Annotated in this window: 15 protein-coding genes; 8 read left to right on the plus strand and 7 right to left on the minus strand. The window is 64.6% G+C overall.

Annotation, left to right across the window (positions count from 1 at the left end):
- Positions 1 to 53: 53 nt before the first annotated feature.
- Positions 54 to 827 (minus strand): alpha/beta fold hydrolase, encoded by a 774-nt coding sequence (locus AB688_RS05465; protein WP_063542636.1) that lies wholly within the window; start codon positions 825 to 827, stop codon positions 54 to 56.
- A gap of 103 nt (positions 828 to 930) precedes the next feature.
- On the opposite strand from AB688_RS05465, the gene AB688_RS05470 reads away from it, so the two are divergent.
- A complete protein-coding gene (locus tag AB688_RS05470) occupies positions 931 to 2367 on the plus strand; it encodes an HD domain-containing phosphohydrolase (RefSeq protein ID WP_063542638.1) in 1437 nt (478 codons plus the stop codon).
- A 10-nt stretch (positions 2368 to 2377) separates the two neighbouring features.
- Here the strand turns inward: AB688_RS05470 and AB688_RS05475 are convergent, their stop codons facing one another.
- Both AB688_RS05475 and AB688_RS05480 read right to left on the minus strand, forming a co-directional pair.
- Positions 2378 to 2869, minus strand: a complete 492-nt coding sequence (locus AB688_RS05475) for a hypothetical protein (protein ID WP_112897253.1) — start codon at positions 2867 to 2869, stop codon at positions 2378 to 2380.
- Between the two features lie 120 nt (positions 2870 to 2989).
- Positions 2990 to 3658, minus strand: coding sequence for a YciC family protein (locus tag AB688_RS05480; protein WP_063542640.1), 669 nt, complete (start codon positions 3656 to 3658; stop codon positions 2990 to 2992).
- 151 nt (positions 3659 to 3809) lie between these two features.
- Between AB688_RS05480 and AB688_RS05485 the strand changes: the two genes are divergently transcribed.
- Together AB688_RS05485 and AB688_RS05490 are read left to right on the plus strand one after the other, a co-directional pair.
- Positions 3810 to 4547 (plus strand): DUF2076 domain-containing protein, encoded by a 738-nt coding sequence (locus AB688_RS05485; RefSeq protein WP_063542642.1) that lies wholly within the window; start codon positions 3810 to 3812, stop codon positions 4545 to 4547.
- A 71-nt stretch (positions 4548 to 4618) separates the two neighbouring features.
- Entirely contained in the window at positions 4619 to 5098 is a 480-nt protein-coding gene (locus tag AB688_RS05490; protein ID WP_054892845.1) for an NYN domain-containing protein, read from the plus strand.
- A 10-nt stretch (positions 5099 to 5108) separates the two neighbouring features.
- Here AB688_RS05490 and AB688_RS05495 read toward each other — a convergent pair whose 3' ends face one another.
- Entirely contained in the window at positions 5109 to 5567 is a 459-nt protein-coding gene (locus AB688_RS05495) for an Lrp/AsnC family transcriptional regulator (RefSeq protein WP_063542644.1), read from the minus strand.
- Positions 5568 to 5722: 155 nt separating this feature from the next.
- On the opposite strand from AB688_RS05495, the gene yedA reads away from it, so the two are divergent.
- Positions 5723 to 6619, plus strand: a complete 897-nt coding sequence (gene yedA / locus AB688_RS05500; RefSeq protein WP_054892847.1) for a drug/metabolite exporter YedA — start codon at positions 5723 to 5725, stop codon at positions 6617 to 6619.
- Between the two features lie 105 nt (positions 6620 to 6724).
- Positions 6725 to 8050, plus strand: coding sequence for a DEAD/DEAH box helicase (locus AB688_RS05505; protein WP_063542646.1), 1326 nt, complete (start codon positions 6725 to 6727; stop codon positions 8048 to 8050).
- 217 nt (positions 8051 to 8267) lie between these two features.
- Here AB688_RS05505 and AB688_RS05510 read toward each other — a convergent pair whose 3' ends face one another.
- The 3 genes from AB688_RS05510 to AB688_RS05520 form a co-directional block, all read right to left on the minus strand.
- A complete protein-coding gene (locus AB688_RS05510) occupies positions 8268 to 9521 on the minus strand; it encodes a TIGR03862 family flavoprotein (protein WP_063542648.1) in 1254 nt (417 codons plus the stop codon).
- A gap of 148 nt (positions 9522 to 9669) precedes the next feature.
- Positions 9670 to 10584 (minus strand): histone deacetylase, encoded by a 915-nt coding sequence (locus AB688_RS05515; protein ID WP_063542650.1) that lies wholly within the window; start codon positions 10582 to 10584, stop codon positions 9670 to 9672.
- Between the two features lie 71 nt (positions 10585 to 10655).
- Positions 10656 to 11345: a histidine phosphatase family protein gene (locus AB688_RS05520; protein ID WP_063542652.1), complete on the minus strand. Its 690-nt coding sequence runs from the start codon at positions 11343 to 11345 to the stop codon at positions 10656 to 10658.
- Between the two features lie 184 nt (positions 11346 to 11529).
- Between AB688_RS05520 and AB688_RS05525 the strand changes: the two genes are divergently transcribed.
- The 3 genes from AB688_RS05525 to AB688_RS05535 all read left to right on the plus strand — a co-directional run bounded on the left by AB688_RS05525 (position 11530) and on the right by AB688_RS05535 (position 13646).
- Positions 11530 to 12099, plus strand: a complete 570-nt coding sequence (locus tag AB688_RS05525) for a GNAT family N-acetyltransferase (RefSeq protein ID WP_054892852.1) — start codon at positions 11530 to 11532, stop codon at positions 12097 to 12099.
- A 90-nt stretch (positions 12100 to 12189) separates the two neighbouring features.
- Entirely contained in the window at positions 12190 to 13059 is an 870-nt protein-coding gene (tesB, locus tag AB688_RS05530; RefSeq protein ID WP_063542654.1) for an acyl-CoA thioesterase II, read from the plus strand.
- On the plus strand, positions 13056 to 13646 hold the full coding sequence (locus AB688_RS05535) for an HAD family hydrolase (protein ID WP_063542656.1): 591 nt from the start codon (positions 13056 to 13058) through the stop codon (positions 13644 to 13646). The genes tesB and AB688_RS05535 overlap by 4 nt, the downstream gene beginning before the upstream one ends.
- The last annotated feature ends 68 nt before the right edge of the window (positions 13647 to 13714 follow it).

The raw sequence follows: 13714 nt of genomic DNA on the forward strand, positions 1-13714 counted from the left end.
CACCGATAGCAGCAGCGAAAGCGTTCCTGCAAGGGCGAAGCATGTCGCGCAGGTCACTGACTGCTGGCAACCTTGTCCACCGCTTGCAGGATCACATTGGCCACTTCGGCCGGCTGCGACTGCTGCGGCACATGGCTGGTCTGCAGTTGGGTGGTCTGTGCTCCCAGCTTCTTGGCGAAGGCGCGTTGCAGGCCTGGGTCGATCATGCGGTCCTGACCTGCAACCACGTACCAGGACGGTTTGCTGCTCCAGGCAGCAGCGCTGGTGCGGTCCTCGAAGGCCGAGGCGCGGATCGGGCCCTGGGTGGCGGTCATGATGTCGGTCTGGGCCTTGGGCAGGTCCTGGGCGAAATCGGTGGCCATGCCTTGAGGCGTCAGGTACAGGTAGCCGTTGCTGTCGGCCGCGATCTGGCTGATGCCGGGTGGGGTCGGGTAGCCCTGGCCCAGGTCCTTGCTGGCCTGGCCGGCATCGGGTGCGAATGCCGCGACATAGACCAGCCCGCGGACGTGGGCGTCGGTACCTGCCTGGCTGATCACCGTGCCGCCCCAGGAGTGGCCGACCAGGACCACGTCCCCTTGCTGGTTGTTCAGCACGCGCCGGGTCGCGGCGACGTCCTCGGCCAGTGAGGTCAGCGGGTTCTGCACCACCGTGACCTTGATGCCCTGGGCCTGCAGCAGCGGCACGACCTTGGCCCAGTCCGAGCCGTCGGCGAAGGCACCGTGGACGATGACGACCGACGGTTTGGCGGTGTCGGCGAAGCTGCTGCCGAGGGTGAAGATCGAGGCAGTCATTGCTATTGCGGTGGCAAGCGTTTTGAATCGGAACATGGCGCGGTCTCCTGTGAGTGATGGCTGTATTCTCGGCAGGCTGTGCCTTCACGGGTATCGGTCGAATGACCGAGCCTCCAACTCACTGAACTGTGGACCGCTCATGCCTGTTGCCGACTACATCCCCCTGGAAGACGCCATCCTCGCCTTGTCGATGGTGGGTGACCTGAGCATGGGCCAGCCTATCGATCAGTCGCGCCGCACGGCGCAGCTGGCGCGCAGGCTCGCGCACGCCTGTATGGGCGAGGGCGACCACCTGCAGGTGGCCGCTGATGTCGCACGGTTGCGCTGGTCGGGGTGCACTGCCAATGCCGAAGATTTCACCCGCCTGCTCGGGGACGACGTGGGTGGCCGTCAAGCCATGCTCGCGCAGACCCTCGACGCCGCCGGGCAGCGGGCGATGCTGCAGACCGGGCCGCTGGCGCGCGTGCACTGCGAGGTGGCTGGTGAGGTTGCAGTTGCTCTTGGACTGGGCGCGCCAGTGGAGCAGGGGCTGCGGCACGTGTTCGAGCACTTCGACGGTAGCGGTCGCCCATCCGGCCTGCGTCATCCACAGGTGCCTGAGGTGGTGTATCAGGTGGTGCTGGCAGGTGACCTGGAGATCCTTTCGCGAGCGCGGGGTCTTGAGGCTGCGCTGGCCTGGATCGAGGGGCAGGCCGATCAACGCTACCCGCGCAGCCTGGTGAGGGAGCTGCAGTGTCAGGCGGCCGACTGGTTGCATGACTTGCAGGAGGCTGAACAAGCGACGACCTCGAATACAGCTTGCTCCGATGTGCCTTTGACCCTGGTTGCCGATGTCATCGACCTCAAGTTGACCTGGCTTGCGGGCTATTCGCGTGGTGTGGCTGCGCTGGTGCATGACGCCGCCGGGCTGATGGGCATGCCGGAGGCGCTGCAGGGCGTGCTAAGACAGGCGGCGCTGGTGCATGGCATCGGCCGCGCCGCGGTGCCGAACCGGGTATGGAACCTGCCGGGTGCATTGCTTGAGGGCGACCGCGAGCAGATTCGCCTGGTGCCCTACTGGACTCAGCGCGCTTGCGCGCAGATACCGGCATTGCAGCGTGCGGGCAAGCTTGCAGCACACGCCTACGAGCGTCTCGATGGCAGTGGTTATTTTCGTGGCGTGGAGGGTGATGCCCTGGCGCCGGAGCAGCGCTTGCTGGCCGTGGCGCTCGCCTGGCAGGCGCTGCGGGCCGAGCGCCCATGGCGAGCGGCGCTTGGCCAGCAGGAGGCCGAGCAGTTGCTCAGGCTGGAGGCGCAACAGGGGCGCTTCGACCTGCAGTGTTGTGAAGCCGTGTTCGCTGCCGCGCGCGGGGAGCGCAAGCTGCCGGCAGCCAAAGGGGGCGGTGGACTGTTGAGTGAACGCGAAAGCGAGGTGCTGCGTCAGATCAGCCTGGGTCACAGCAACAAGGAAGTCGCGCGGTTGCTGGGCATCAGTCCCAGTACCGTGCGCACCCATGTCGAGAGCACCTTCCGCAAGCTCGAATGCACCACGCGCGCTGCAGCAACGCTCAAGGCACTGACCCTCGGGTTGCTGTGAGCGCTGGGGTTCAGGTTGTGGGAACCACGAGGAACTCGGCGTCGTTCCCTTCGTAGGTGTTCAGGAAGTGGTAGGTGAAGTTATCGAAATGAGGGTCGTCCTGCCAGGTCTTCACGCCATGCCCTTCGTGATCACGCAAGCGGCAGACCCAGCCATTGGGCGCGTGCCGCAACGGTTCGAGTTTCCAGTAGTCGGTCACCTCGCTGACCTGATAGAGCCCGAGATAGCCGCCGACGCTTCGCCCAAGCCTGCTGAATCCGCTCGACCTGCTGATCATGTAGTGCAGGCGGTCTTCGGTCTTGGAGTGAAACTCGAAGTCCAGAATCAGAGAAGGTTGGTCACCTCCCGCCTGCAGCCAGTCGTCCCCCGGAACTACGCCCCAGGTGAATTTATCCGTCGTTTTGCTCCGCCTGATCGGGACGAGCACGTCCCCCTTCATCCAGTAGATCGTGGCTTTGAAGTCACGCTGTAGCTCAGTTGCGGAATCTGTTGTCATACCCATTGCATGCAGCTCCTGAGGGTGGCCCGCGACTGTCGGGCGTCGTTCAGGAGTGTCGATGCAATACGTTGGGCAGGGCACCGCGAACGCTTTCCAGAGCGTTGCCGTCATCCCGTACAGCTTTCAGTTTCCCGCAGCGGCGCCGGCCTCGCTCTCCAACAGCATGAACAAGCGGTACAGCACCACACTGCTGAACAACTGCAGGAAGCCACTGAGGCTGTCCAGCACCAGTTGCGCGCCTGGCTGCGGCTCTGGGAAGGCCATCAGCAGCAGGCCATCGAGCAGCCATAGCGGTGCGAGCACCGACAGCACGCAGATCAGGATGCGCATGAAGTGCCCGGTGGTCATGCGTGCGCTCTCGCGCATCGACTGCATGACGGGAAGGCCGCGCAGGACCAGCAGGTACTCGGCGAACACCAGCTTGATCATGATCCATACGCCCGGGAAGATGAACAGCGCCAGGCCCGCCATGATCAGCAGCGAGCTGATCAGGATCAGCAGGGCCAGCGCCGGCCACAACTGCACGGCGCGAGCGAACAGGTTGCGCTTGCTGATCTGCTGGCCGTTGCTGCGGGTATCCAGGTAGAGGATCAGCGCGGCGCTGTACAGCGGGTAGAACAGCAGGCTGACAAGCATGCCGTAGGCCGGCGAGGCGTCGTCACCCAACTGGCGGTACAGCAATTGGCTGAACAGGGCTTCCAGCACCACCAGCGGCAGGCACAACTGCAGGATGCTGGTGAAGTGACGGCGGAAGAAGTAGAGGGAGTCGCGCAGGATCGTCAGCGGGTTCATCGGTCTATATCGCAGGAAAAAGCAGTGCGTCACTTTAGCCCAGGAGCGGGCGATGCTGAAAAAAGTTTCATCGGCCCTGTAATTGAATCCTGACCAGGCACGCCCCATCTTTGACCTTGTCCGATGTTCCGCATGGCCCAAGAGGTAGCCCATGAACACTGAAGAACAAACCCTGATCGACGGTCTGTTCGGCCGCATCAAGCAGGCCGAGGATCCACAGCAGCCGCGCGATGCCCAGGCCCAGGCGCGGATCGAGGAGCACCTGCGCCAGCAGCCTGCGGCGCCTTACTACATGGCCCAGGCGATCCTGGTCCAAGAGGCGGCGATCAAGAAGCTCGACGAGCAGAACAAGCAACTCGAGGCCGAGCTCAGACAAGCCCGCGCCCAGGCCCAGCAAGAGGCGCCAAAGGCCAGTGGTGGCTTCCTGTCGAGCATCTTTGGCAGCAGTGCGCGTAGCCCGGAGCCTCAGCGTCCGGTCGCGACGCCCCCTGCCTCCGGCTCTGGTGGCTGGCGCGAGCCTGCGCCCCAGGCCTATGCCCCACAGCCCCAGGCGCAAGCGCAAGGTTTCGCTGCGGCTCCGGCGCGCAGTGGTGCGAGCAGCTTCCTCGGGGGCGCCATGCAGACCGCAGCGGGCGTGGCGGGTGGTGTACTGCTGGCGCAAGGTATCAGCAGCTTGTTCAGCCATAACTCGCAACCCAACGAGGTGGTCGAGGTGATCCGTGAAGAGCCGGCGCCGGCCAGCGACAATGGCGGCTGGAATGATCAGGACAACCAGCGCCAGGTTGCTGACAACGACGGTTGGGGCAATGATCAGGGCGGCTTCGTGGACAGCGACTACGACAGCGGCGGCGGTGGTTTCTTCTCGGACGATGACGACACCTTCGTCTGACGCGTCTGGCATAATCGCGGGATTCCCGGGGGCGCACTGCGCCCCTTTCGCCTTTATCCCGGGGCCACCAGGTGAAAAAGATCGCGCTGTTCGCGGATGTGCAGAACCTCTACTACACCGTGCGCCAGGCCCATGGTTGTCACTTCAATTACAGTGCCCTCTGGTCCCAGGTCAGCCGCGATGGCGCCATCGTCGAGGCCGTGGCCTATGCCATCGACCGGGGTGACAGCAAGCAGCAGCAATTTCAGCAGATCCTGCGCAACCTCGGTTTCGAGGTGCGCCTCAAACCCTACATCCAGCGCAGCGACGGCTCGGCCAAGGGAGATTGGGATGTGGGCATCACCCTGGACGTGTATGAGGCCGCCAGCCGGGTCGATCAGGTCGTACTGGCCTCCGGCGATGGCGACTTCGACCAGTTGCTCGAGCGGGTGATGCTGCGCCATGGCGTCGAGACGGTGGTCTACGGCGCACCAGGGCTCACGGCGTTGTCGTTGATTCGCGCAGCCACGCGCTATGTACCGATCGAGGGTGATTTGCTGCTGCGTCACTGAGCGGGCGCACTCACCCCTTCCTGCCATTGCCCTGCAAGTGGTCCAGCGGCACCCGGCGCTCCACCGCACTGGACAGGATGATCGACGTCTTGCTGAACCCCAGTTGCGACACCTGGTTGATCAGCGCCTCCAGCTCATGCATCGAACCCACTGCCGCCTGCATGATCACGCACGGGTCGCCCGTGACCCGGTGGCATTCGGTGAGCTGGGGGATGCGCGCCAGGGCGTCATAGGCCTGCTGGTTGCCATGGCTGGCCAGGCGCAGTTCGATGATGCACTGGATCGGCAGGCCGATCTTTTCCAGGTCGACCTTGGCGGCGTAGCCGGTGATCACTCCGCTGACCTCAAGTTTGGCGACTCGCTCGGCCACCGCAGGCGCCGACAGGTTGACCTGACGGGCGAGCTGGGCATAGGTGGGGCGACCGTCTTCGAGCAGGGCGGCGAGCAGCATGCGATCGTACTTGTCCATGAGTCTCTCGTTGCGAATGTGCAATCAACGGGAAAACAGGCGAATTACCGTTCATTGCAAAGTGTATGGGCCTATTAAACGTGTTTTGTAACTTATGTTTACGGGAGCGCCTTCCTAAACTAAGTCACCCGTAAACGGATTTCGAGTCTTTTGTCATGCCTGCCTCCCGTCGTTTCCCCTGGCTGCTGATCGGCGCCTTCATTGCCCTCTACCTGGTCTGGGGGTCTACCTACCTGGCCATTCGCATCGGTGTCGAATCCTGGCCGCCGTTGCTGATGGCTGGGGTACGTTTTGTCATTGCCGGCAGCCTGTTGTATGGCTTCCTGCGCTGGCGCGGGGTGCCGGCTCCGACCTGGGCGCAATGGCGGGCGGCGGGGGCGATCGGGTTTCTGTTGCTCAGTTGCGGCAACGGTGGCGTGACCCTGGCCGAGCATGCCGGCGTGGCATCGGGCGTTGCAGCGCTGGCGGTGGCCACGGTGCCGTTGTTCACGTTGCTGTTCGGGCTGTTGTTCGGTCATCGCAATTCGCGTCTGGAATGGGCGGGGATTTTCCTCGGGCTTGCCGGTATCGGCTTGCTCAACCTCGGTTCGAACCTGCAGGCGAGCCCCATGGGGGCAGCGTTGATCCTGTTCGCAGCGGCGGCCTGGGCTTTCGGCTCGGTGTGGAGCAAGAACCTGCCCTTGCCCCAGGGCGCCATGGCCAGTGCTGCCGAGATGCTGGTGGGCGGTGCTGCGTTGTTGATCGGCAGCGCCCTGAGCGGTGAGCGCCTGACCCAGATGCCGACGGCGGCGGGTTGGGGGGCACTGGCCTATCTGATCTTCTTCGGCTCGATCGTGGCCTTCAGCTCGTACATGTACCTGCTCAAGCATGTGCGGCCGGCGGCCGCGACCAGCTACGCGTACGTCAACCCGGTGGTGGCGGTATTGCTCGGGATTGCCTTTGCTGGTGAACGGATCGGCGCCGAGGAATGCCTGGCGATGGGCGTGATCGTCGGAGCGGTGGTGTTGATCGGGCTGCCACAGTGGCGGCGCGCGCCACGGCAGGTTGCCTGAGGAGCAGGTGCATCCGTTGGGGGGGCAGCGGGCGTCAAAGCCAGCGCAACTCCAGGGGGCTTGCGGTAAACTGCCGCCTTCGCTGAACCCCCTGACGGTATCACCATGAATTTCGCCAAACTCGGCCTGATCGAACCCTTGCTGCGCACCTTGCAGCAGCGGGACTATTCCACCCCGACTCCGATTCAGGCCCAGGCCATCCCCGCCGTGCTGGCAGGGCGCGACCTGATGGCCGCAGCCCAGACCGGTACGGGCAAGACCGCCGGTTTCGCCTTGCCGGTGTTGCAACGCCTGGCGCTCGAGGGTGAGAAGGTAGCCAGCAATTCGATCCGCGCGTTGGTGCTGGTGCCAACCCGCGAGTTGGCCGAGCAGGTGCACGCCAATATCCGTGAATACGCCGAGCACCTGCCGTTGAGCACCTACGCGGTGTACGGCGGCGTCAGCCTCAATCCGCAGATGATGCGCCTGCGCCGTGGCGTCGACCTGCTGGTGGCCACGCCGGGCCGCCTGCTCGATCTGTTCCGCCAGAACGCGGTGAAGTTCGGCCAGGTGCAAACCTTGGTGCTCGACGAAGCCGACCGCATGCTCGACCTGGGCTTTGCCGAAGAGCTGCAGGCCGTGTATGCCGCCTTGCCACGCAAGCGCCAGACCTTGCTGTTCTCGGCGACGTTCTCCGACCAGATCCGCATGCTCGCCGGCCTGGCCCTGAACGATCCGCTGAGTATCGAAGTCAGCCCGCGCAACGCCGCCGCCACCACCGTCAAGCAATGGATGGTGCCGGTAGACAAGAAGCGCAAGGCCGACCTGTTCTGCCACCTGATGCGCAAGCAGCGCTGGAAGCAGGTGCTGGTGTTCGCCAAGACCCGCAACGGCGTCGATCAACTGGTCGAGCGGCTGCTGGCAGAGGGGGTCAATGCCGATGGCATCCATGGCGATCGTCCACAGGCGACCCGTCAGCGGGCGCTGGATACCTTCAAGGCGCGTGAAATCCAGGTGCTGGTGGCGACTGACGTCGCTGCTCGCGGCATCGATATCGACGACCTGCCGTTGGTGGTCAACCTCGACCTGCCGATCGTTGCCGAGGATTACGTGCACCGCATCGGTCGTACCGGGCGAGCGGGTAACAAGGGCGAGGCGATTTCCCTGGTGTGTGCCGACGAGGTGCAACTGCTGTCAGCGATCGAGGTCCTGATCCGCCAGACGTTGCCGCGTCATGAAGAGCCGGACTTCATCCCCGATCACCGGGTGCCGATGACCGATGCCAGCGGCCAGGTGCTGAAAAAGCCGAAAAAGCCCAAGAAACCCAAAGAGACCAGTGCCAAGCGCGGGCTCGGCAAGTGGATGGACAGCTCGGAAGATTCGGCACCGACGGTCAAGCCGGTGCGCAAGGTGCCGAGCTTCAACAGCGGGCCACGCAAGCGCAAACCCTAGTGCAGGGTCTTGTTCAAAAATCTGAAAGCCATCCCAATCCGTGTGGGAGCGGGTTTACCCGCGAAAAAGACACTGCGCTGCCTGGCACGGGCTACGCCCGTGTTCGCGGGACAAGCCCGCTCCCACAGGGGATTGGGCTGGCCTTCAGATTTTGAACAAGACAGCTGCTCCCACAGGGATTGGGCTAGCCTTTAGGTTTCGAACAAGAGAGTGGCTCCTACAGGGAGGCCGCCTTACGCTCGTACAACCACTCCAGCGCCGCCCGTCCGGCCCGCAGTCCGCTGGCAAAGCACGCCGTCAGCAGGTAGCCCCCGGTTGGTGCTTCCCAGTCCAGCATCTCGCCGGCGCAGAATACTCCGGGTAGTTGCTTGAGCATCAAGCCATTGTCCATCGCCTCGAAACGCACGCCACCGGCACTGCTGATCGCCTCATCCAGCGGCCGCGTGCGCACCAGTTCGATCGGCAGCGCCTTGATTGCCTGGGCCAGGCGCACGGGGTCGGCAAAGGTGGCCTGGTCGGTCAGCTCGCGCAGCAGCGCGGCTTTCACACCGTCGATGCCGAGCTGCCCATGCAGGTGCTTGGCCATCGAGCGGGAGCCACGGGGCTTGGCCAGGGCCTGAGCGATTTTATCCACAGGGCGATCCGGCAGCAGGTCAAGCAGCAAGGTAGCGCGACCGTTGCGCTCGATACCGGTGCGGACTGCCGCCGACCAGGCGTACACCAGGCTGCCTTCCACGCCTTGGGCGGTGAGGATGAATTCGCCCTTGCGCGGGGCACTGCCAGGTACGCTCAGGGCGATGTTCTTCAGCGGCGCGCCGGCGAACTTGTTCTTGAGCAGATCGCTCCAGGCCTGGACTTCGAAACCACAGTTGCTCGGACGCAATGGCGAGATATCCACAGCGCGCTCGGCCAGCAGTGGCACCCAGCTGCCGTCCGAGCCCAGGCGCGCCCAACTGCCGCCGCCCAAGGCCAGGACCACGGCAGTGGCCTGTACCAGGCGTTCGCCCTGTGGATAAGCGATTCGCAGTGCGCCTTCCGCGTCCCAGCCAAGCCAGCGGTGCCGGGTGTGGATAACCACGCCGGAATCGCGCAGGCGCTTGAGCCAGGCGCGCAGCAGCGGCGCCGCTTTCATGTCGGTGGGGAAGACCCGCCCCGAGGTGCCGACGAAGGTGTCGATGCCCAGGCCGTGGATCCACTGGCGCAGGGCGTCGGCATCGAAATCACGCAGCAGCGCGTCGATGGCTTCGCGGCGTGCGCCATAGCGACCGATGAAGGCTGGGTAGGGTTCGGAGTGGGTGATGTTCATGCCGCCGACGCCCGCCAGCAGGAACTTGCGCCCCACCGATGGCATCGCATCGAACACCTCGACCGCCACACCTGCCTGAGCCAGGGCCTCGGCAGCCATCAGACCGGCGGGGCCGCCGCCGATCACGGCGACGAGGGGAGTGGAGGTGGTGTGGGAATCGGTCATGGTGGCGGCAGGCTGTGGAAAAGAGTCGGCATTCTACCCCAGCGGTGCCTGCGCAGATACTGTTCAAAAAATGAACAAATGTTTGCAGGTCAGGCAGTTAAAGGGCTCCAGGGGCTTTCTCGCAGGTTATCCACAAGCGGTTCCACAGTCATTGTGTGTAACCCAGCACCCGCGCCGCGGTGTGATGAAGGATGCCGTGACGCCGAGCCAGCGCCTCCCGGTCTTTGCTGTAACCGCCGCCGATCACCCCGACCACCGGGATATCACGGCCAAGGCAGTGGCGCAGTACCGCTTCGTCGCGGGCGGCGACGCCCGCATCGGTCAGTTGCAGATAACCCAGGGCGTCGTCCTTGTGCACGTCGACACCGGCGTCGTACAGCACAAGGTCGGGCTGGTAGAGCGGCAGCAGGTAGTTCAGCGCATCGTTCACCACCTTCAGGTACGCCGCGTCGTCCATGCCGCGCGGCAAAGGGATGTCCCAATCGCTCTGGGCCTTGCGTGCCGGGAAATTCTGCTCGCAGTGCAACGACACGGTGATTGCCTCTGGTGTGTCGTGAAGGATGCGTGCGGTGCCGTCGCCCTGGTGCACGTCGCAATCGAAGATCAGCACGCGGTGTACGCGTCCGGCTGCGAGCAGGTAGTGGCTGATCACCGCCAGGTCGTTGAAGATGCAGAACCCGGCCGGGTGGTCGTAATGGGCGTGGTGGGTGCCGCCGGCCAGGTGGCAGGCGATACCGTGACGCAGGGCCATCTCGGCGGTCAGCAGCGAACCGCCGACGGCGCGCACGGTCCGCCGTGCCAGTGCCTCGCTCCAGGGCAGCCCCAGACGGCGCTGGTCTTCGCGTGAGAGCTCGCCATTCATGTAGCGCTCGATGTAGGCGCGGTCATGGGCCAGGGCAAGGATGTCGTTGGGGCAGAGTTCGGGGCGCAGCAAGGCCTGGTCGGTGGTCAGCCCGCTGTCGATCAGGTGATCGTGCAGCAGGCGGAACTTGTCCATGGGGAAACGGTGTTCCGGCGGGAACTCGGGGCTGTAGTCGTCGTGGTAGATCAGCGGCAGGGGCATGGGCAGGATCGCAGCTGGAGGCAGCGTTGATCTTGCCAGTGGGCCGGAATACCCCGCAACTCAAACACTCATCAACGTTGTGCCGAGGCCAGCACCCGTCGCCAGTCCGGCTCGTTCATGCGCCCGAGGATGCGCGCCTTGCCGCTGCCATCGACCGACACGAACAGCGCGCTGGCGTAGCCACTTTCGCGTTCGCCCGGCGCAACCTTGAGCGTGCGCTGGAAGTGATCGACGCAGCCGTTGTGGGTCACCAGCACAAGATTATGCCCTGCACGCTTGTGCGCCATGGCCTGGCCTGCGAAGCCGCTTTCGCAGCCTTCGAGCCAGTCCTCGCTGGTGACCGTGTCGCCGACGATGAAGTGCGCGGTCTGTCGGGTGCGCAGCTTCGGGCTGCTGAGCAGGTCGGCGCCGTCCAGCCCAAGGCGTTGCAACCCTTCTCCGACACGCTGCGCGGCCTGGCTGCCGGAGACGGTGATTCCGGTGGGGTCGTCCAGGCAAGGGCCGGGCGCGCTGTCGCAGCGCTCGGCGTGGCGAATCATCACGATCACGCTGCCTTCGGCCCACTTCTGCAACAGGCCGCTGGCGTTCAATTGTCGTTCATTGCCAAGGTTCACGATGTGCGTCCTCGTTGACGACCACAGCATCAATCCGGCCGCGGCCAGCACCAGGGCGAGGCCGGCGGCCCAAGCCTTGCGCGAACGTCGGTGTCGCTTGCGGCGGGTGGGGAGGGCCAGGTTTTCCAGGATGTCGCTCGACAGCATGCTCGGGCTCCGGCAGAGAGGGCCGCGCACAGGGCGGCGGCAGGTGATGGCATTCTGTGAAGCGGCCTGTCTGCACCGAGTGAAGCCGTTGTGAAAATTGCATTGGGCCCGGGGGGGGCAGGTGAAAAGCGCCCTCGGCGCCTAATCTGTAGACTGCAGGACTGAAAACCTGGAGCCCGCCCCGATGACCCCGATCCTCAAGCTCGAAAGCGCCCGCCTGGTGTTGCGCCAATGGCATGACGACGATTTGCAGGCGTTCGCCGAGATGTGCGCCGACCCGCAGGTGATGCGCTATTTTCCTGCGCCATTGACGCGTCTGGAGGCCGCCGCGCTGATCGGACGCATCCGTGGTCATTTCAACGAATACGGCTACGGTCTATGGGCATTGGAGCGCATGGACAGTGGTGCCTTCATTGGCCTGACCGGATTGCTCAACGTCAACTTCGACGCACCCTTCGCTCCGGCGGTCGAGATCAGTTGGCGTCTGGCCCGTCGTCACTGGGGCCAGGGCTTTGCCAGCGAGGCGGCCTGGACCTGCCTGCGCTGCGCATTCGCCCAGTTGCGCCTGGATGAGGTGGTGTCGTTCACCACTCAGGACAACGTACCCTCGCAGAAGGTGATGCAGGCGATCGGCATGGTTCAGGACGAGGCAGGCAGCTTCGAACACCCGCGGCTGCCCGAGGGGCACCCGCTGCGCCCGCACGTGCTGTATCGCATCGACCGGCCGCGCTGGGAGCGAACCCTGCATGCCTGAATGGGCCGCCATGCACGGAGGCAATGACAAATTCTGTATGATTTGCGCCAATGCCCGAATTGCCGTGACACCTGTTAGGAGAAGCCCCCGATGAGCCATGTGTTGGACGACCTGGTCGACCTGTTGAGCCTCGAATCCATCGAAGAGAATCTGTTCCGTGGTCGTAGCCAGGACCTGGGCTTTCGTCAGTTGTACGGCGGCCAGGTGCTGGGCCAGTCGTTGTCGGCGGCCAGCCAGACGGTCGAGGACGCGCGTCATGTCCATTCCCTGCACGGCTATTTCCTGCGTCCTGGCGATGCCAGCATGCCGGTCGTCTATTCGGTCGATCGGGTACGCGATGGCGGCAGTTTCAGCACACGCCGGGTCACGGCGATCCAGAAGGGCAACCCGATCTTCACCTGCAGCGCGTCGTTCCAGTACGACGAGGGCGGTTTCGAACACCAGGTGCAGATGCCCGATGTAGTCGGCCCCGAGAACCTGCCCAGCGAAGTCGAACTGGCCCGCGCCATGGCCGACAAGCTGCCCGAGCGAATCCGCGACAAGGTGCTGTGCGCCAAACCCATCGAGATCCGCCCGGTGACCGAGCGCGATCCGTTCGACCCCAAGCCGGGGGATCCGGTGAAGTACGCCTGGTTCCGCGCCGACGGCAGCCTTCCGGACATCCCGGCGCTGCACAAGTACCTGTTGGCCTACGCCTCGGATTTCGGCCTGCTGACCACCTCGCTGCTGCCGCACGGCAAATCGGTGTGGCAGAAGGATATGCAGATCGCCAGCCTCGACCATGCACTGTGGTTCCACCGTGACCTGCGTGCCGACGACTGGCTGCTGTACGCCACTGACAGCCCGTGGGCCGGCAACGCCCGTGGTTTCACCCGCGGCAGCATCTTCAACCGCGCCGGACAACTGGTGGCCTCGTCCACCCAGGAAGGCCTGATCCGCCATCGCAAGGACTGGGCATGAGCCTGCACGAAGTACGTAACTGGGTGTTCGACATGGACGGCACCCTCACTGTGGCGGTGCACGACTTTGCCGCGATCCGCGAGGCGCTGGAGATTCCGCCCGAGGACGACATCCTCACCCACCTTGCCGCGCTACCCCACGAAGAGGCCACGGCCAAGCACGCCTGGCTGCTGGAGCACGAGCGCGACCTGGCGATCGCCTCGAAGGCCGCGACCGGCGCGGTCGAGCTGGTACGCGAGCTGTCGGCGCGTGGCTGCCGACTGGCGATCCTCACGCGCAACGCGCGGGAGCTGGCACATGTCACGCTGGAGGCCATTGGCCTGGCGGACTGCTTCCCGGTCGAACACATTCTGGGACGCGACGAGGCGGCGCCCAAGCCCGACCCGGATGGCCTGTTGCAGATTGCCCGGGCCTGGGGTGTGGCGCCGTCGGAGCTGGTGATGGTGGGCGACTACCGCTTCGACCTGGATTGCGGGCGGGCGGCGGGGGCCAGGACGGTGCTGGTCAACCTGCCCGACAACCCCTGGCCGGAGCTGGCGGACTGGCATGCGGCGGATTGCCGGGCGTTGAGGGCGATGCTTGGCTGAAAGATTGCGCTGGGTTCTTCGCGGGCAAGCCCGCTCCCACAACAGCCGCCATAGCTTCTGAATACTGT

The sequence above is a fragment of the Pseudomonas putida genome, from assembly GCF_001636055.1.
GTDB lineage: Bacteria > Pseudomonadota > Gammaproteobacteria > Pseudomonadales > Pseudomonadaceae > Aquipseudomonas > Aquipseudomonas machongensis.